Genomic DNA, 17897 nt, shown 5'->3' on the forward strand with positions numbered 1-17897 from the left:
TGATGGACCTGGATGGTCGAGACAAAAAAGGCCGCCTTCGAACGAGGGCGGCCTTTGGAATTGCTTGCAGCCGGTCTAGAGAATCTGGCTCAGGAACAGCTTGGTGCGTTCGTGTTCCGGGTTGGTGAAGAAGTGTTCCGGGGTGCCCATTTCCACGATCTTGCCCTCGTCCATGAACACAACCTGGTCGGCCACTTCCCGGGCGAACCCCATCTCGTGGGTGACCACCACCATGGTCATGCCTTCCTTTGCCAGGGTCTTCATGACATCGAGCACCTCGCCGATCATTTCCGGGTCCAGGGCGGAAGTGGGCTCGTCAAAGAGCATTACCTTGGGGTTCATGGCCAGGGCGCGGGCAATGGCCACGCGCTGCTGCTGGCCGCCCGAGAGCTGGGCGGGGTGGACGTGGGCCTTGTCGTGGATGCCCACCTTGTTCAGCAGCTTCATGGCGTTTTCCACGGATTCTTCCTTGGAGCGCTTACGCACCGAGGTCTGGCCGATGGTCACGTTTTCCAGGACCGAAAGGTGCGGGAAGAGGTTGAAGGATTGGAAGACCATGCCCACATCCATGCGCACCTTGTTGATGTTGGTTTTGGGATCCAGGATGTCCACACCGTCGATGAGGATGCTTCCCTCGTCCGCGTATTCCAGGCGGTTCAGGCAGCGCAGGAAGGTGGACTTGCCCGATCCGGACGGGCCGATGACCACCACCACCTCGCCCGGGTCCACGTGATAGGTCACGTTGTGCAGGGCCTGTACCTCGTGGGGCACGTAGAATGTCTTGAAGATGTTCTTGACGTCTATCATTACTCAACCATCCTTCGCTCAAGGTACTGCACGAACATGGACAGGGAAAAGGTTATCACCAGGTAGAGCAGGCCGCACATGAGCCACAGCTCGTAGGGCATGAGGCTGGTGGTCACGCCCTCTCGGGTGGCCTTGGTCAGTTCCCGGATGGCGATGATGCCCAGCAGGGAGGAATCCTTGATCAGGCTGATGAACTGGCCCGCCAGGGGCGGCAGGATGCGCTTGAAGGCCTGGGGCAGGATGATCTTGCGCATGGCGGTGGCGGTGGTCATGCCCAGGGAACGGGCCGCCTCCATCTGGCCGCGGTGCACGGACTGGATGCCCGCACGCACGATTTCCGCCACGTAGGCCCCGGCAAAGATGGCCAGGCTTGCCACGCCGAACCAGGTGCTCGGGATTTCGGGCAGTCCGCTCTTGTTCAGGAGTCCGTTGAGAAGGGTGCCGACCACGAAGTACCAGATCATGATCTGCACCAGCAGGGGAGAGCCGCGGATCAATTCGATGTAGGTGATGGCGCTCCATTTCAGTGCCGGATTGCGCGAGATCCTGGCAAGGCCGGTGAACAGGCCGAGCAGGATGCCGAAGACGATGCCCATGACGCTGAGCTGCATGGTGAGGGAGAGCCCCTGGAGAAACAGGCCCGGCTTCCATTCCTGGTAGTGGCCGATGATATCGCCCATGTAGACGGTATCGCCCCGGGAAACGTTGAGGCCCTTTTCCGGCACCTTGTATTGCTCGGATTCGCCGTCGCCATGGATGACCACCACGGATTCCCCGTCCTTGGTGGTCACAGCCGTTACCTCGCCTTCCAGTTCGGTCCGGATTTCCACGGTGTCATGATAAACGAAATATTGCGGGACCCTGTTCCAGCGCCAGATATAGTCGACCTGCTCCGTGGCAAAGTAGAAACCGTAGCAGATCACAAGCAGACCGGTGAAAAACAGAAGCTTCCAGAACAGGTCCTTGCGCGCCTGGAGTCTGTGGCCGGTATTTCTTCCACGTGTCATACAACCTTCCCGTGCTCTCGTGGGAAAAAAAGAAAACCGGGGGTCACCAGGACCCCCGGGTGCAAGTCGGCAAGCTTATTCGGATAATTCCTTGACCCACTCCTGATGGCGGATCCACTTGTCGTACATTTTTTCATAGCGGCCGTCGTTCTTGACCTGACGCAGGAAGTTGTTCAGCCAGTTCATGAAGTCCGGGTCGCCCTTGTTGATGGCCCAAGCCAGGGGCTCGAAGGTGAAGGGCTTGTCCAGGAACACGAGTTTGTCGCCGAATTCCGCCTTGAAGTACACACAGTTGGGAAGGTCGTACACATAGGCGTCGGCCTTGCCGTTGATGACTTCCATGACGGCTTCGGTTTCGTTTTCAAAGGATTTGTAGTTGCACTTGGGAATAGAGCGCTTCACGGCCTGCTCGCCGGTGGTGCCGAGCTTGGAGGTGACCGTGTACTGTTCGTTGTTCAGGTCCTTGTAGGAGGTGATCGTGCCCTCGTGCTTGGGGTTGATCAGGATGGTCTGGCCGACCACGATGTACGGATCGGCGAACATGACTTTCAGGTTGCGTTCCTGGGTCACGGTCATGCCGGACATGATGATGTCGAACTTGTCGGAAAGCAGGGCCGGGATAATGCCGTCCCAGGCCGTGTTGATAGCCACGAACTTGACGCCCATGGCCTTGGCCATTTCCTTGGCCATGTCGATGTCGAAGCCGATGAAGTCGCCCTTCTTGTTGGTCATTTCAAAGGGGACATAGCCGGATTCGAAGCCCACGCGAAGTTCGCCGCGTTCCAGGATTTTTTCCAGGGTGGACATCTTGGAAAGTTCCAGCTTGACGTTGACTTCCTTGGCGGGCTGCTGCGCATTTTGCTCGGGGGCCTGGCTGCAGCCGAATGCCATGAGCATGGCTGCAATGATAGCCAGGACGGATACCAGACGTTTCATGAACTGACCTCCTCAATGTGTGTGACGTGTTCCAAACGGAGTGTGCGCGGCTCGCCGGAGTTTTGCCGAACTAGTACGACTTGCCTTCCGTCAGGACTTCCTTGATGATCATTTCGCCGTTGCAGACAGGGCATTTGGGCATTTGTTCCAAGGGCAGGTAGACGATCTGCACCGTCTTGCATTTGGGACAGGCCACTTCGACCGGTTCTGGTCTGGTCCGCTCGTCACTCATGATCCTCTCCTTATGTTGACGTTTCTGTTTACATTTCCCGTTGGAAAAAGACAAGGGAGTAAGATTTCAGGCGGATTCGTTTTGCGTCATGGAATGTTTTTTACAAAAACGACATAATGCCGCCTCCGAACTGCTCTTTGCCAAAAGGAATGGGGGCAATACTTCTGATCGCACAGGAATTGCGAACTGCGCAGATTGTGCAGTTTTGGTACTGTTGCGTACATTTTTTCGTTTCATATTCCGGTTTTACCGGCTCTATGGTAGAAGCAGCCCATGGCAAAGGAAAGAATCCTGATAGTGGAAGACGACGCCATCGCGGAGATTGACGTCAAGGCCGCGCTGGACCGGGTCGGTTTCGCCGTGGCGGGCGTTGCCGCCACCGGCGAGGACGCCGTTCGTCTGGCCGGGGAGGTGTCTCCCGATCTGGTGCTCATGGATGTGCGCCTGGCGGGCAAGATGGATGGCCCGGAAGCCGCCACCAGGATTGCGGAGCGCCATGACATTCCGGTCGTGTTCCTGACCGTCTATGCGGACGATGCAACCCTGCGCGACGTGAAGGCTTCCGGTCCCTTTGCCTGTCTTCTCAAGCCTGTGGATGACCGGGAACTGAAGACCGCCGTTGAGATCGCCCTGTACAAGCACGGGATGGAGCAGGAACTGCGCAAGGCCCGCGACGCGGCCGAAGCGGCCAACGAGGCCAAGACATCCTTTCTGGCAACCATCAGCCACGAACTGCGTACGCCGCTCAACGGTGTCCTGGGTATGACCGAGTTGCTGCTGCTCTCGGATATCGACGACGAGCACAAGGAAAACGTCCAGTTGATCAAGGACGCTTCTTCCTCGCTGTTGGGCCTCCTCAATCAGATTCTTGATTATTCCAAGCTGGAGGCTCGGATTCGGGATGTCAGGGAATCGGATTTTCGTGTTCGGGATATTTTGGAAGGGTTGAAGTCCGTCAACAGCAGGCAGCGCGGCGACAAGGAACTGTCTCTTGAATTGCTGGTGCGGCCCGAGGTCCCGGAATGGCTTGTGGGCGACGGCGACAAGGTGCGCCGGATCCTGGCCACCCTGGTGGGCAACGCGGTCAAATTTACGAGCCGGGGCGGCATCACGGTTCGGGTAGAGCAGTGTCCGAGGGGCGTTTGCCCGGGCCGCGCCGCTCGGGGCAAAGCCTATTTTCTCTTTTCCGTTTCCGATACCGGGGTGGGGATAGAGCCGGAAAAGCAGGCCAGCCTGTTCGAAAGCTTTACCCAGGGCGAAAATTACATGACCCGTCAGCAGGGCGGACTGGGCCTGGGTCTGGCCATAGCACAGCGCCTGGTTAATATTCTGGGGGGCGACATCTGGGTGGAAAGCGAGCCGGGCAAGGGCAGCGCCTTTTATTTTACGGCCCAGCTCGGGGCCAGCTCCATGGCGGAGATGGGGCCGGAGCGGCCTGCGGAAGAACCCACGCTTGAGGCTCTCTTGCGCGGATTGAGGGTGCTCATCGTCGAGGATGACCCCATCAACCAGCGCTATCTTTCCCGGCTTCTCGAATTCCAGGGCTGCGAATCCCATGTTGTGGAGGATGGCAGCAAGGCCATTGCCGCGCTCAAGCGGCGGCCATACGATGTGGTGCTCATGGATGTCCAGATGCCGGGCATGGACGGATTCGAGGCAACCCTGGAAATCCGGAGCGGCAAGCATGAGGGTGTCAATTCCAAGGTGCCCATCATTGCCTTGACCGCCTATGCCATGTGGGGGGATGAGCAGCGTTGCCTGCATGCGGGCATGGACGCATATCTTGCAAAACCCGTTGATGTGGATACATTGATTTCCACCATGGAAACCACTCTGAAGTCACGCCGAAACCGGTGAACAAAAGGACATGATGCCCAATCCATTTCATACCCGCCAATCCCTGCCCGGCAACATCTACACCTATTTCCTTGCGGTGCTTTTGCTGCTGGCCCTGTATCTTTTCTACCAGATAATCGCCCCGTTCCTGCATACCATCCTCATCGCCATGGTCCTGGCCGTGATTTTTTCCCCGGTTTTCCTGCGGGCCATGGATCTGTGCAAGGGCAGGCGGAACCTGGCCGCCATGATGACTGTGGGGCTCATCGTGTTCGTGATCCTGCTGCCTCTGGCCTTCGTGTTGGTGGCTCTGGTGGAGCAGGGGGCGCAATCGCTGAAGGGCATCAGCCAGTGGGTGAGCCAGAACGGGCTGGATAAGCTCCTGGATTCCCATCACATGAGCAAATATCTGGACTGGCTTGAGATCCAGTTGCCGTTCATCAAGGTGGACGACATCGACTTCCAGTCCAGGATCATTGCCTTTTCCCAGAGTTTCACCGAGACCCTGCTGGGCATGAGTACCATTTTTGTGCGCAACGCCACGGAATTTTTTCTCAAGTTTCTGCTCATGATCTTCATTCTGTTCTATTTTTTGCGCGACGGCATCGATATGGTTTCCTATCTTCGGTATTTGTCGCCGTTGCGGGAGGAACAGGAGGATTCCATCATCGACAGCTTCAACCGCGTGTCCAAGGGCGTGCTTATGGGCTGTCTGCTGGTGGCCATCCTCCAGGGGCTCGTGGGCGGCCTGGGCCTGGCCATGGTGGGGATCCCCGGCATTTTCTGGGGAGCCATGATGGCCTTTGCCGCACTGATTCCGGTGCTCGGCACCGGTCTGGTCTGGGTCCCCGCGGTCTGCTACCTGCTGCTGGTGGGTGACTGGAAGTCCGCCTTGTTCCTGGCCGGGTGGTGCGGCATCATCGTGGTGGGCATCGACACCTTCCTGCGCCCCTATTTCATGAAAGAGGCCGCCCGTGTCTCCACGTTCTACATTTTCATGGCCATTCTGGGCGGCGTGTATGCCTTCGGCATGCTTGGAATCCTGTATGGCCCCCTTATCCTGAGTTTCGGCATGGTCATGCTTCAGATTTATGGTGAAGAATATGCCGACATCCTGACCCCTGAAAACGGCGCGTGCAAAGAGGCTGCGTCCGATACCACCCCGGAGAAGTAAGAGTGCGTTCCTGGTTCCTGGCCGCAGCAGTGGCGGTCCTTTTGGCTATTGTCCTGTTTTTTCATTTTGTCCTGTTTCCGCCCAAGCCCAAAGCTCCTGAAGTGGTGGAACCCAGTTTCCTGTCGGTTCCCGCCGGGGAGGCCGAGCAGATCATCTATTCCCTGTCGCCCTTTGTGCAGGGATATTCCACCTGGACGGCCTTTCAGCCAGCACTGGAAAAGAGTCTGGCCTATGCCGAGGTCAAGAATCCCGCGAGCGTGGCCGTCGACCGGCCGGGTTTAACCATGACCTGGGGCGAGCTGGCCGAAGGCATTCGGGAGATGATCGATCTGCTGCCGCTGCTGGACAAGGAACCGGCCCTGATGGCCGAACGTTTCCGCCTGTTTCGCTTTGCACCGCAGACCCTCATGACCGGGTATTACGAACCCTGGCTGGAAGCCTCTCCTGTGCGCACCGAGGAGTTCAAGTATCCCCTCTATGGCCTGCCCGCCGATCACAAGATGGTTGATCTGGGCCAGTTCCATCCCCGCTGGAAAGGGCAGCAGCTTGTCTACCGCATGACCGAGGACGGCATTGTGCCGTACTATGACCGGAAGGCCATCGACGGGCAGGGCGCACTCGATGGCAAGGGGAACGAATTGGGCTGGGCGCGGGACCTGGTGGATGTCTTCATGCTACAGGTGCAGGGCTCGGGACGGCTGGTCATGCCCGACGGCTCGGTGCGGCATATTCTTTATGCCGGGAAGAACGGTCATCCCTATGTGTCCGTCGGCAAGGTGCTCATCGACCAAGGACTTGTTCCCCGGGAAGAGATGAGCATGAAGCGCATCAAGCGGTTTTTTGAGGAGAATCCGGACAAGTGCCGGGAAATGCTTTTCCGTAATCCCAGCTATGTCTTTTTCCGGCTGCATGACGAGGGACCTTTCGGCAGCATCGGCAAGGTGCTGACCCCCATGGTCAGCGTGGCCGTGGACCGCAACTACGTGCCGCTGGGCTCGCTCATGCTGCTTGATAGCGTCATTCCCCGCGTTGGAGGCGGCGGCGAGAAGGAGTTTCGCTCCCTGGTCACGGCCCAGGATACGGGCGGGGCCATCAAGAACACCCGTTGCGACCTGTTCTGCGGCACGGGCACTGACGCCGAGTATCTGGCCGGTCATTTGCAGCACAACGCCACCCTGTACATGCTGGTGAGCAAGAGGGCCGTGCCAGAGGATGCCGATCAGCAATAAATTGTGATTATTGAGTTTTTGTCGGACGTATTACCGTGTCTGATAGAAGTGTCGCATATGGAATTGCGCCAAACATTTGCTTGAACCAAAGGTTTGTTTTCGCTATGGAGCTTCTCATTATGAGGGAATAATTGGCGACTCTTATAACCATTGGGAGCAGATTTCATGGCGAGATACGTGGATGTTTTCACCGAGGCGAAGTTGTCGGAGATGTTTCCGGCCAGCAGGAGCAATGACTTTTTCGAGGCTTTGTTCGGTGATGCGGAAGAAGGGAGCTACGACATTCAATTGGCCTTTGCCGGAGCCGAAGGCAGCACGCTCAATTTCGAGTTCAATCTCAACCAGCGTCCGGGAAAGTGTCTGGTCTGCAGCCTGACCTACGGGTTGCCGCAGGTCTTTTCCCGCCACCCCATCATTAATGTGCAGGGCCTGGCCGAACAGATTGCCCATGTGGCGGGCAACACCGGCGGCGATGTGATCTGGAAGCTCGGCATCACCAATGAACGCAGCCACGCTCAGCATTATATCCCGTTGACCATAGAACTGGGATAATCTTTCAGGAAATCAAAACGAAAAGCCCGCTTCGGTCGAAGCGGGCTTTTTTGTCAGCTTGTTTTTTTTCTTCGCTCCATCCACGCCCATATGCAGGCTGCCAGGACAAAGGCAGTCAGCACCACGATGGCCGTCTTCAGGTAGGCAATGGTGGAATTGCTGTCCGGTTGCCCGTAGCGGCCAAACCATTTGTCGTAGATTTGGCGATATTCGCCGGTTTGTCGGATGATGGCCAGCCCCTCGTTCAGCTTGGCCAGCAGTTGCACGTGCCCCTCCGGGACGGCAAAGCAGTAGTCCCGGGGCTCCAAGGGGGCTCCCACGGTTGTGATGTTGTCCAGTCCGTATTTCTGGGCATTGTAGAGACCCTGCAGCGTTGCCAGGAGGGCTGCGTCGTACTTGCCGCCCGCCAGGAGGCGGAGCGCCTCATCCTGGTTTACCACTTCGATGATGGACGAACCGGTCAGTTCCCGTTTTGCGAAGTCGTCCATGATGTCGGCGGATTGAACTATGACGGATTTGCCCACAAGGTCCTTGAGGTTTTTTATCGGCGAGCCTTTCCGGGTGAAGATACTGTGGTGCACCACGATGTGATTGGTGGAGAAATCCACTTTTTCGTCCCGTTCCTGAGAATAGTACATGCCTGTGAGGGCATCGATCTCGCCGTGTTCCAGCTGCTTGCGAACCGTACTCCAGGGACCCAGGGAAATGTCGACATCCAGACCCATGACCCGGGCCACGGCCTTCATTATATCGACGTTGAATCCTGTGGGTTGGCCGTCCTTTATGAATTCATAGGGCGGGTAGTCGTGGTCCCCTCGAATCTTGAGGGGGGCGGACTGCGCCGAAAGAGGGCATGACAGCAGGATCGCCAGACACAGGACAGCCAGGAACGCCCATGAGACGAGGGCGGTGTTGAAGGCCTCCTGCAGGGAAACGCTTTGGTTCGGTTCGGGCATCATTGTTATCCCATACGTGGTTTCGTGGTCATTAACCATGATAATGAGGGCGGGTGGCGAAAATGAAGAAGGCCCGCCTTGGTATGAGGCGGGCTTTTTTTCGGCACACGTTTGGAGGAGCTGATGCGTGCCCGGGTGAGGGTGAGAGAATGCTTCTAGCGCAATTCGGATTGGGACTCCGTCCTCGGAGGCACATGATGAGGACGGACGGAGTCCCGCCCGCGAGGATGGTGATGGCCCTGTATCCGTTATCCCTGTTGCTGGGCCGGCCTCCCGGGCTCCGACATTACTGCGTGCGGATTATCTCAGCAGGCCGAGGCAGCTTTCGATGCGTTGGTCCTTCTGGTAGATGCTGCAGTAGGAGTACCCGATGCCTTCGACGGCTGTCGGCGAGCCGTTGGCAATTTCAATGATCTTTTCGAACAGGGCTTCGCCCACCTGCTGGCTGGTTGCTTCGCCGCGCATGATGGCGCGTGCGTCAATGTCCTGGTCCTCGGTGAAGAGATCCGCATTGCCGCTGACCCTGATGACCGGGATGATTTCGTTGTTGAATCCGGAACCTCCGCTGGTCCAGACAATGCACTGGGCGCCCATGGCCGCGAAATTGATGGCCGAAGCCCCGCAGAGGTGAGTGACTTCCGCCAGATGCAGGCCGGGCTTTTCCGGGGTCTCGATTCCGTGGCGGCTGGCTTCCAGCACGCCCTGCACCGGGTGGGTGCCGAACTTGTGCAGCGCACCCAGGGTTTTTTCCTCGATGGTGGTCAGGCCGCCCACGCTGTTGCCCACGCTCATGATTTCCACGTCCGCGCCCGGGATGCTCCAGCGCCTTTCCTCGGCCTTCATGATACGGTCCAGCTTTTCGCGGATTTCGGGGGTGGCGCAGCGTTCCAGCAGATATTTTTCACCGCCGATGAATTCGATGACCTCGCCGCCGATGACTGTTCCGCCCATATCAATGAGCTTGTCCACGGCCACGCCAACGGTGGGGTTGGAGGCAAGGCCCGACGAGGCGTCGGAGCCGCCGCACTTGACGCCCACGGTGAGCTTGGAAAGCGGGGCGTCTATGCGTTCGCAGGCCGCTGCGAATTCGGCGACCTTGGCGGCCAGTTCCCTGCCGTGTTCCACGGCCTTGCGGGTACCGCCCTGGGATATGGCCCGCAGGGAATAGGCCGGTTTACCGGTTTCCCGTATGGGGGCGGCCACCAGCTCCGGATCAATGCTGCCGCAGCCCATGGCCACCACAACCGCGCCAGCCACGTTGGGGTTCTTGCCCACGCCGACGATGTTGTGGAGCAGTTCCTCGTTGCCCGCCATCATGCAGGTGACGAAGTTGGTGACGACCACCGCGTCGTCAAAGTCCTGCGCAATGGCGCGGCAGATGCCGTCGGCACATTCGTCCACAGCGACGATGAGTATCTTGTTGCGGATTCCGACCTTGCCGTCGGGACGCAGGTATCCGGAAAAAGTCATTGTTATGCTCCTTGTGTGTAATCCATCTGACGGAGAATCTCCGTGATGATGTGGGGCGGGATGTCGATGCGGTCGCTCTTCACGTTGTGCACGTGTACAAAGTGCCCCTGGGGGATGGCCTTGGTCAGCGTGCCGCAGTCGTTGCCGTACTTGATGAGCGGTGCCCCGGCTTCCAGGTCCTTGAGGGCGAACTTATTTCCCGCGGGAATGTCTTCACGCACCGTGATGCTCGGCAGCGTGTTGCCCTTTTTATCCATGAGTGTGACCACCACGCCCTGTTCCAGTGCTTCGAGGGCGGTTGCCACGTTGTCGTTTTCGGTCATGACGATTGCTTTCGGCATGTTTGTTCCCTTGTTTGTTTCGCCTCCCGGCTGCGGCAGACGCTGCCGGGAGGCGTAATGGTTGAACCACGAGGAGGGTTGAGGTCCGGGCCTACTTTTCGCGCGCTTCGGCGGCAATGGTTTCGGCGCTCTTGAGCCCGTAGTCCTGCTTCATCCATTTGATCCAGCCGTAGACCATGTATCCGACGATGAAGGTCAGCGGCACGGAGGTGACGATTGCGCAGGTCTTGATGGTGTTCAGCGGTGCGTTGATGAACATCATGGCCAGGGGCACGGCTGCCAGCAGCAGGCACCAGAACAGGCGATGCATGGGGGACGGGTCTTCACCCGCCTTGAGCCCTGGCGTGACCGTGGCGGACATGGTGTAGGCCGCGGAATCCAGGGTGGTGGCCAGGAAGAGCACGGAGATGACCGCGAACAGAATGATGAAGAACCAGCCCATGGGCAGGGTGTTCATGATCTGGACGATGGCCTGGTTGCCCTGGCCGGAGCCCACGAGGCCGGCGACGTCCACTGCCTTGGTGATGTTGGCGTTCTGGGAGAAGTTGCCGATGATGCCGAAGAAGAAGAAACAGCCGGCGCTGCCGCTGAGCAGGGTGTTCATGATCACGGCGCGGATGGTGCGGCCCTTGGAGACCTTGGTGATGAACAGGCCCACGAACGGGGTGTAGGTGATCCAGTAGAGCCAGTAGAAGATGGTCCAGCCTTCGGGGAATCCACCGTTGTTGACCGGGTCGGTCCACAGGCTCATCCTCACGTAGTTCTGGAACATGGTGCCCAGACCGTTGACCGTGGATTTGGTGATGTACAGGGTCGGCCCGAGCAGGAACACGGCCAGACAGAAGGCGATGGCAAAGTAGGTGTTCATGGAACTGATGCGGGCCATGCCCTTGGAGATTCCCACGTAGGAACTCAGGGAGAACACTGCGGAGATGGCAATGATGATGCCCAGATTCACCTGGAAGGACGGAGTGATGCCGATGACGTGGCACAGGATTTCGGCCACCATGGGTACGGAGACGCCCAGGGTAATGGACAGGCCGCCAAAGCAGGTGAAGATGAAGATGGTGTCGATGGCGCGGCAGGTTGCCTTCCAGACCGGGGTCATTTTTTTTCCCCCGCGGATGGCGGTACACACGGCGGAGAGGCTCAGCCCGGCGTTCTTACGCACGTGGAAGTGGTAGGCCACGGGCAGGGCGGCGATGCAGTAGGTGGCCCAGGCGCTGATGCCCCAGTGGAACAGGTTGTAGGCGGTGCCGATCTCATAAGCACCCGCAGTGCCGGTATGGAATCCCAGGGGCGGGGCGTTGAAATAGTATGCCCATTCGCAGAATGCCCAGTAAACGGTTGCCGATCCCAGGCCCGCACAGATCATCATGGAGACCCAGCTGAAGGTGGAATATTCGGGCTGCCCTTCGCCAAGCTTGATGGAGCCGTACTTGCTGAAGCCCAGCACCGTCAGGAACAGCACCGAGGCGAATACCGCCACCAGAACCGGGGCCCCGAAGATCATGGTGAAAAGGTTGAACAGATAGTTTGCCGCATCCTTGCCTGCCTCGGGGTACATGGTCAGGCCCAGAACAATGGCCGCCACCACGGCGAGGCTGGTCAGGATGAGAAACATATCCAGCTTTTTGGTTTGCAACATTGGTTTTCCCCTTACGCTTGTTGTTGGTATGAAATGCGTTCGGCGTTGTTCAGGCGTCTCAAGTCATGGGTGCCTGGTCCAACCGTGTCATACCTCCGGATTTTGAGACGCGGGCTTCCGTCACAGCCGGAACGGGGCCCATCCTTCCTGCGTATTCCTGTTGAGGTATAGGCAGTTTTTTTCTCCATCAGCGGTTTGCATGACACTTTCCTGTTGCTGCGCGACAGCACGCAGTCGTTCGCAATATGGCAAGGGGTGTGCCAAGAAAACTTTGTTTTCCTAATATGCTGTTATTGCATGAGAAATAAGTTTATAATGAATCTTTCTGGTAGTGAGGCGAAGGCTTTTTGAGTCGAGAACGATTCACTTGTGGAGGGATCTTTTGAAATCAAAGGCATTACAAAGAATGAGTCGGAAACAACTCGCGAGTTGGTTCCGACTCAAGTGGTTTGATTGTTTTTGAAAACAGCTATTTATACTTGCGAAGAAGACGGGATGCACGCGATTGGCTGATGTTCAGGGCCTTGGCTATCTTGCGCGTACTTTTGAGTTTTTCGTAGGCGCCGAGGATCATCTTCCGTTCCACGTTCTCCAGTGCCTTGTCCAGGCTGCTGGCTGCCTGGCCGCGTTCGCAGAGGTTGATTTCATAGACCGAGGAGGGAAGGTGGGTTGTCCTGATCTCCTCTTCTTCCACGGTGACTACGAGGCGCTCGATGACGTGGGATAGTTCGCGCACGTTGCCGCGCCAGTCATAGCGTTGCATGACCTTCAGGGCATCGTCGCCCATGCGTTTGCTGCGGCCGTAGAGTTTGCCGTAGTAGTTCAGGAAGTAGTAGATCAGCGGGACCAGGTCCTCGAGTCTGTTGCGGAGACTGGGCAGGACGATCTCAAAGACATTGAGCCTGTAATACAGGTCTTCGCGAAACGCTCCGCTCTGGACCATGCTGAAGAGGTTCCTGTTGGTGGCGGCAAGCAGTTTGACATCTGTCTTGAGGGTTTTAGTGCCGCCCACAGGCCTGTATTCCCGCTCCTGAACCACATGCAGGAGCTTGGCCTGCATCATGAGCGGCAGCTCCGAAATCTCGTCCAGGAACAGGGTGCCGCCCTCTGCCTTGGCAAAAAGTCCCTGCTTGTCCGAGTTGGCCCCGGTGAATGCGCCGCGCTTGTGCCCGAAAAGTTCGGACTCGAAAAGCTGTTCCGGGATGCTGGCGCAGTTGACCACCACAAACGGATTGGCCCGGCGCGGGCTGTTGGAGTGAATGTATTTGGCCAGCAGGCTTTTGCCGCTGCCGGATTCCCCCAGCAGCAGGCAGGGGGAAACCAGCGTGCTGACCTGGTGGGCCAGTCCGATGACTTCCTGCATGGATTCGCTTCGGTAGATCAGGCCTTCCTGGAGCCTCTCCGGGGGTTCTCCACGGCGTCCTTGATGTCCGTGAAACGCTTGATGGAACCTTTGTGGTAGTCGTCGTGCACGTTCATGGGCACGAATTCGATCTCGCCGTTTTCGTCGAAGATCGGGGTGGCGATGGTGAATATGTCTGCGCCAAGATGGGTTTTCTGTTCCTGCTTGAGCGCTTTTTTCAGTTTGTAGACCGTGGGCAGAATGGAAACATCCCAGCACCGGTTGTTCTCGGCCACGAAAAACGAAAAGTTCTTACCGATCATCTCCTGTTGCGTATAGCCGTAATGCCGTTGGCAGGCCTTGTTGGCGTAGACCACCTTGTAATTGTTGTCATAGACGATGATTTCGTCGTGCAGTTCGTCGATGATCCTGGCGAACGTGGCAAAGTCGAGACCGAAGTGGTCCGTTTTATCCGTTGTTGTCTTTTTTGCCGCCATGCGCAGCTCCCCCCCTTTGAGAATTGGGCCGTTTACTAGCGCCTCCTTCCGCTTTTGGCAAATACACTGCGATATTTATGTTTCATATATTATGGGTGTCGGATTTCTTTTATTATTTTTGAAAGGTTAGCAGGAGAGCTCAGGGTGTTGGATGTCTTGCGTGCGAGGCGGAGTTGTTGGGAGAGGCTGATCACTTGTCGAAAGGTCAGGAAACGGCAAAAAGATTATTTGTTTTATTGGTATCGTTTTGCCGGTATGTCATGAGAATGGATGTTTGATTGGTGGATTATGAATAGGGAGCGGTTTGTTCTTGATCGGCAAGGAGGAGCAATGGAAGATTTGAAGCTCGCCATGGAGGCGATAGGACTGTATCAGGTTCAATATGATCAGGTCGATAAGATCTGGAGTTATTTCAGCGTAGTGACTCTTGCCATTGTCGGGTTTGTTGTAGGCAGTGATAAAGCCGTTCGCAGTATAAAGGAACCCATTGCCATTGTGTGCGGTTACCTTGTTTTTTGCTGGGGGAATCACCAGGCGCTGGTGAAAGGGCAGCGCCAGCTTGAGGAATTGTATGCAACGGTTCTCAAGCTGGCGACCAAGGCGGATGTTGCGGTCGTCCAGTTGAAACCTTTGTCCGCTCAGTCGGTCAAAGAGACCCACTTGAGTTTTATTGCCGCGGTTTGTGTCGGTGTGCTTGTGGTTGCCTGGCTGCGCCTTCGCGCCGCAAGGAAGAGTGAGGAACAAGAGCGGTAAATTGTTTGAAGTTTCAGGAGATTTTTAAATATGTCGGGAAGCAAATCAAAACGGCCAGCTACGTAGTCGCTGGCCGTTTTGATTTATTTCTCTTGGTACCCGGGACGGGAGTCGAACCCGTACAGTGTTGCCACCGAGGGATTTTAAGTCCCTTTTAAAGATGGTTCAGTGAAACAGTTTTGCTTTTTAAGTATCCTGAATTACTGTTCAAAAGATTTCAATTTGTATCGTGATATTTCAATATATTTCACTTTTGTTGTCAACATAGTGTCAATCATTGTCTTCATCTCTGGCTGCGAGGATGTCACCTATTAAAAGGGCATAATGTGCCAATAGTTCCCTTAGATAAGACATTTTATGTCCGTCCATTTTGGCGTAGTCATCATAGTTTACTGATAGCATACACCGAGCATTTGATGTGGCCAGCTTTCAGGGGGCAGATCAGATGGATAACGAGCTGGCCGATAATGGCGATACGCTCATCGAGGACAAGGTCGAGAAAGTCGACGGCGGCGCGGGCAGCGATATCGCCTGGGTCTCCAGCAAGGAGGCCGTCAATTTCGAGCTGGACCGGATGAACCGTAACACCATGATCGAGGTCAAGGTTGTAGATTTTTATGTGCCAAATATGCATGAACTCATTAGAAATATCGCTTGATCAGAGGGGCTCGAATTAGTATTTACCCTCCGTTTGGCACGAAGTTATCTTAGTGCTTGATCTTTCACATATGTTCGGTCGTCAGTTGAAGGGGAATGACGGCTGACAATGTTTCGCAATGAAATCGAATAGTAACATGAATGGAGAATATAATGACTGAGGTTGCCTCTGTTGTTGAGCGAAACGAGAACGCAAGTTCCGAGACCGAACAGAACCGTGAAAATTACTCACCATCGGTGCTTTTGTCTAAAGTCGTCTGGCTGATGATGAAATCGCCCCAATACAAACACCAATTCATAGCCGACCTGGAATGGTCGGTCATGCCTGCTTTTGCGCGCAGGCAGTTTCGTCTTTTCCATAAGAACGGCCAGCCCTTTGCCTATGTTTCCTGGGCTCTCGTCAATGATGAGGTCGCTTCGCGCATGGACAAGAAGGCCTGCGCCTCAAGTCTGAAGAATGGAACTGCGGTGATCAGTTCAAGATTATTGATGTAGTAGCGCCTTTTGGTGGCGAAGATAAGGTTGTTGAAGAAGTAAAAGACATGATTGTAAGGAGTGATATATGCGATTGATGATTGTAATATTGTTGTTGTTAATGCCAGTTGAATTAAGCGCTATGGGATGGGCTGAGAATCCTATGGATAGAATTAAAGTTAACGATTCGAGTTATTATAAATTGAGTTATCGTATTAAGTTTGAAAAGGCCGAGAAAGAGGATGTTAAGTATTTGTCGAGATATAAGATACTAAACATTACTGATTTAGGTCTGTATAGCGACAGTGCTTCAACTCATTATGTCTATAGTGAGGTAGGTGGTTATATTATAGCATTTCCTGCACTTAATGTTGCTACGAGAGTTAAAGCTACGAGTGTTTGGATGTATAATAAAGATAAAAATGATGTGATCGATAGGGTTTTATTGGAATATGATGAAGGTGCGTATAGGTCTTCTTGCTCATCTATTGTTATTGACAATATAGAATATAACAAAATTGAATTGCAAGATGGTGTGAAATTGATGAATGAAGATAGGTATAATTTTCATCTACTATCAATGGAGAATATAAGGTGTCTAGAAGAATATGAAAGGTTGTTCGATAAAATGCCGAGTCATTATTATGCTTACCTCTCTTTGTCAGGTTGTAAATATTCAGTTGATAGTGATGTTGTTAGTAGTATATTTAATGGAAAATATTGCATAAACTTATTTTCTTCAAAAGATTATAAAAAAGTAATTCATAATTATAGTAAAGATGTTGTGTTGCTTAGGAATGATGGTACCTATACAACAGGTTGTGATGTGAATTGTGAAAGGTATTATCTTATAGGTGTAATTGATAGGAAAAATATGGATAGATCGTTTTTGGCTGATTATAGTGTTGCCATATCTCGTATTAATAAGAAATATGAAATTATTGTTGATTTCGGAAATGGTAATTATCGTTTGGTTGATCCAAATATTAATGCCTTTATCGGTGGTGATGGAGAATCTGTAGTCACTGTACACGGGTCAATGTTGGTTTTTCCTGCTGATTAATGGGTGATGGATATGAATAGTTATTATAGCAATGCTGCATTTTATATGATGTCTAAGGCCAGCTATTTCATTGAAAATCCTGGAGATAAACAAACGTTTAGTATGAGTTCACTCTTTCTGAATTCACTGCAAAACAACTTCGGATGGAGCGAAGTTAGCAGTGACCGGATGAAGGGTTTTGCCCGCATGTTGGATGCTTCCGGAGTATCTCGAGAACGTCTTGATTCGGCAGGAGTTCAGTTTAATGTTTTTCAGAATCCCGAAGGGGTCTATACTCTTGCGTTTAGGGGGACTGATGGCGAGTGGGCAGATTTGAAGGCTGATGGAGTTCTTGCATTAAATATTATTCCTGAGGCTGGGAAATTGGCAGCTTCTGTTGCCCTAATTGCTCAGGAATACTTTGGAAAGCTTATCATTACCGGGCATTCCAAAGGTGGTTATGAAGGCGAGATAGGCTCTGCTGTTACGGGAGCTCCATGTATAGTATTTGATTCTCCTGGAATAAGAAATGAATTAAGTCAATTGCGATTTATTAAACATCAGTTAATAGGTAATTCGGAATTAGATGTCAGCAATATCGTTAATTTTATTAATGATACAGCTGTTTCGTCTATGAATTTAAGTCAGTTCTACCCAGTTCCTTATGGTGCAACTTCTTATTTACTAAATCGACTTCAAACAAATGACCATGTTGGAAAAGTAGTACATTATACAGAAGGAAGATCATGGTATGATTCTTTTAAAGCATTTTTTTCTGTTGAGCAGCATGGTATAAATAATTTTAGTCAAATTAAAGGGAGTCTTACTGAGCATTTAAATCTTAATTATGTTACTAGTTCATTTGATTCTATGGGTTGTGACTATGGAATAGATTTTGATTCTAACGCAGGTAGATTGCAACCTTATAATTATATTGCTAAAAT

General features: G+C 54.0%; 17 protein-coding genes and 2 pseudogenes. 9 read left to right on the forward strand and 10 right to left on the reverse strand.

The annotated features are described in order from the left end of the window. Positions 1 to 75 precede the first annotated feature (75 nt). The 4 genes from FGL65_RS10565 to FGL65_RS18245 all read right to left on the reverse strand — a co-directional run bounded on the left by FGL65_RS10565 (position 76) and on the right by FGL65_RS18245 (position 2982). Positions 76 to 807, reverse strand: a complete 732-nt coding sequence (locus FGL65_RS10565) for an amino acid ABC transporter ATP-binding protein (protein ID WP_147821170.1) — start codon at positions 805 to 807, stop codon at positions 76 to 78. Next, on the reverse strand, positions 807 to 1814 hold the full coding sequence (locus tag FGL65_RS10570; protein ID WP_147821171.1) for an amino acid ABC transporter permease: 1008 nt from the start codon (positions 1812 to 1814) through the stop codon (positions 807 to 809). Before FGL65_RS10570 ends, FGL65_RS10565 begins: the two co-directional genes overlap by 1 nt. 75 nt (positions 1815 to 1889) lie before the next feature. Then, complete coding sequence (locus tag FGL65_RS10575; protein WP_147821172.1) at positions 1890 to 2750, reverse strand: transporter substrate-binding domain-containing protein; 861 nt, start codon at positions 2748 to 2750, stop codon at positions 1890 to 1892. A 70-nt stretch (positions 2751 to 2820) separates the two neighbouring features. Next, positions 2821 to 2982 (reverse strand): hypothetical protein, encoded by a 162-nt coding sequence (locus FGL65_RS18245; protein ID WP_187170354.1) that lies wholly within the window; start codon positions 2980 to 2982, stop codon positions 2821 to 2823. Positions 2983 to 3255: 273 nt separating this feature from the next. Here FGL65_RS18245 and FGL65_RS10580 point away from each other — a divergent pair, with 273 nt between their 5' ends. From FGL65_RS10580 to FGL65_RS10595, 4 genes are all read left to right on the forward strand, one after another. Continuing rightward, positions 3256 to 4839: a hybrid sensor histidine kinase/response regulator gene (locus FGL65_RS10580; RefSeq protein WP_147821173.1), complete on the forward strand. Its 1584-nt coding sequence runs from the start codon at positions 3256 to 3258 to the stop codon at positions 4837 to 4839. 10 nt (positions 4840 to 4849) lie between these two features. Then, the gene (locus FGL65_RS10585) at positions 4850 to 5992 is read left to right on the forward strand and encodes an AI-2E family transporter (RefSeq protein WP_250645458.1); all 1143 of its coding nucleotides are present in this window, start codon (positions 4850 to 4852) and stop codon (positions 5990 to 5992) included. Positions 5993 to 5994: 2 nt separating this feature from the next. After that, positions 5995 to 7221, forward strand: a complete 1227-nt coding sequence (gene mltA, locus FGL65_RS10590) for a murein transglycosylase A (RefSeq protein ID WP_250645459.1) — start codon at positions 5995 to 5997, stop codon at positions 7219 to 7221. Between the two features lie 165 nt (positions 7222 to 7386). Next, positions 7387 to 7773, forward strand: a complete 387-nt coding sequence (locus tag FGL65_RS10595; protein WP_147821175.1) for a pancreas/duodenum homeobox protein 1 — start codon at positions 7387 to 7389, stop codon at positions 7771 to 7773. 53 nt (positions 7774 to 7826) lie between these two features. Here the strand turns inward: FGL65_RS10595 and FGL65_RS10600 are convergent, their stop codons facing one another. From FGL65_RS10600 to FGL65_RS10625, 6 genes are all read right to left on the reverse strand, one after another. Next, on the reverse strand, positions 7827 to 8732 hold the full coding sequence (locus tag FGL65_RS10600) for a transporter substrate-binding domain-containing protein (protein WP_187170355.1): 906 nt from the start codon (positions 8730 to 8732) through the stop codon (positions 7827 to 7829). Between the two features lie 297 nt (positions 8733 to 9029). Further along, positions 9030 to 10199: a UxaA family hydrolase gene (locus tag FGL65_RS10605; RefSeq protein ID WP_222705765.1), complete on the reverse strand. Its 1170-nt coding sequence runs from the start codon at positions 10197 to 10199 to the stop codon at positions 9030 to 9032. A gap of 2 nt (positions 10200 to 10201) precedes the next feature. Continuing rightward, complete coding sequence (locus tag FGL65_RS10610; RefSeq protein WP_147821178.1) at positions 10202 to 10540, reverse strand: UxaA family hydrolase; 339 nt, start codon at positions 10538 to 10540, stop codon at positions 10202 to 10204. 91 nt (positions 10541 to 10631) lie between these two features. Beyond that, the gene (locus FGL65_RS10615; RefSeq protein ID WP_147821179.1) at positions 10632 to 12188 is read right to left on the reverse strand and encodes a BCCT family transporter; all 1557 of its coding nucleotides are present in this window, start codon (positions 12186 to 12188) and stop codon (positions 10632 to 10634) included. Positions 12189 to 12657: 469 nt separating this feature from the next. Continuing rightward, positions 12658 to 13677 carry a sigma-54 interaction domain-containing protein gene (locus FGL65_RS10620; RefSeq protein ID WP_348981340.1) on the reverse strand — a complete coding sequence of 340 codons (1020 nt, stop codon included), beginning with the start codon at positions 13675 to 13677 and terminating at the stop codon, positions 12658 to 12660. After that, positions 13569 to 14027 carry a PAS domain S-box protein gene (locus FGL65_RS10625; protein ID WP_147821181.1) on the reverse strand — a complete coding sequence of 153 codons (459 nt, stop codon included), beginning with the start codon at positions 14025 to 14027 and terminating at the stop codon, positions 13569 to 13571. Before FGL65_RS10625 ends, FGL65_RS10620 begins: the two co-directional genes overlap by 109 nt. Positions 14028 to 14357: 330 nt before the next feature. Here FGL65_RS10625 and FGL65_RS10630 point away from each other — a divergent pair, with 330 nt between their 5' ends. The 5 genes and pseudogenes from FGL65_RS10630 to FGL65_RS18760 all read left to right on the forward strand — a co-directional run. After that, positions 14358 to 14780 (forward strand): hypothetical protein, encoded by a 423-nt coding sequence (locus FGL65_RS10630; RefSeq protein ID WP_147821182.1) that lies wholly within the window; start codon positions 14358 to 14360, stop codon positions 14778 to 14780. A gap of 445 nt (positions 14781 to 15225) precedes the next feature. Then, on the forward strand, positions 15226 to 15438 hold the full coding sequence (locus FGL65_RS10635; protein WP_147821183.1) for a hypothetical protein: 213 nt from the start codon (positions 15226 to 15228) through the stop codon (positions 15436 to 15438). A gap of 266 nt (positions 15439 to 15704) precedes the next feature. Beyond that, a pseudogene (locus FGL65_RS10640) lies at positions 15705 to 16009 on the forward strand (toxin-activating lysine-acyltransferase). Continuing rightward, complete coding sequence (locus FGL65_RS10650) at positions 16000 to 16974, forward strand: hypothetical protein (RefSeq protein WP_147821185.1); 975 nt, start codon at positions 16000 to 16002, stop codon at positions 16972 to 16974. Before FGL65_RS10640 ends, FGL65_RS10650 begins: the two are co-directional and overlap by 10 nt. 186 nt (positions 16975 to 17160) lie before the next feature. Then, positions 17161 to 17403 (forward strand): annotated as a pseudogene (locus FGL65_RS18760) (Mbeg1-like protein); the annotation flags it as partial. Positions 17404 to 17897 lie beyond the last annotated feature (494 nt).

The sequence above is a fragment of the Salidesulfovibrio onnuriiensis genome, from assembly GCF_008001235.1.
In the GTDB taxonomy this organism is placed as follows: Bacteria; Desulfobacterota; Desulfovibrionia; order Desulfovibrionales; family Desulfovibrionaceae; genus Pseudodesulfovibrio; species Pseudodesulfovibrio onnuriiensis.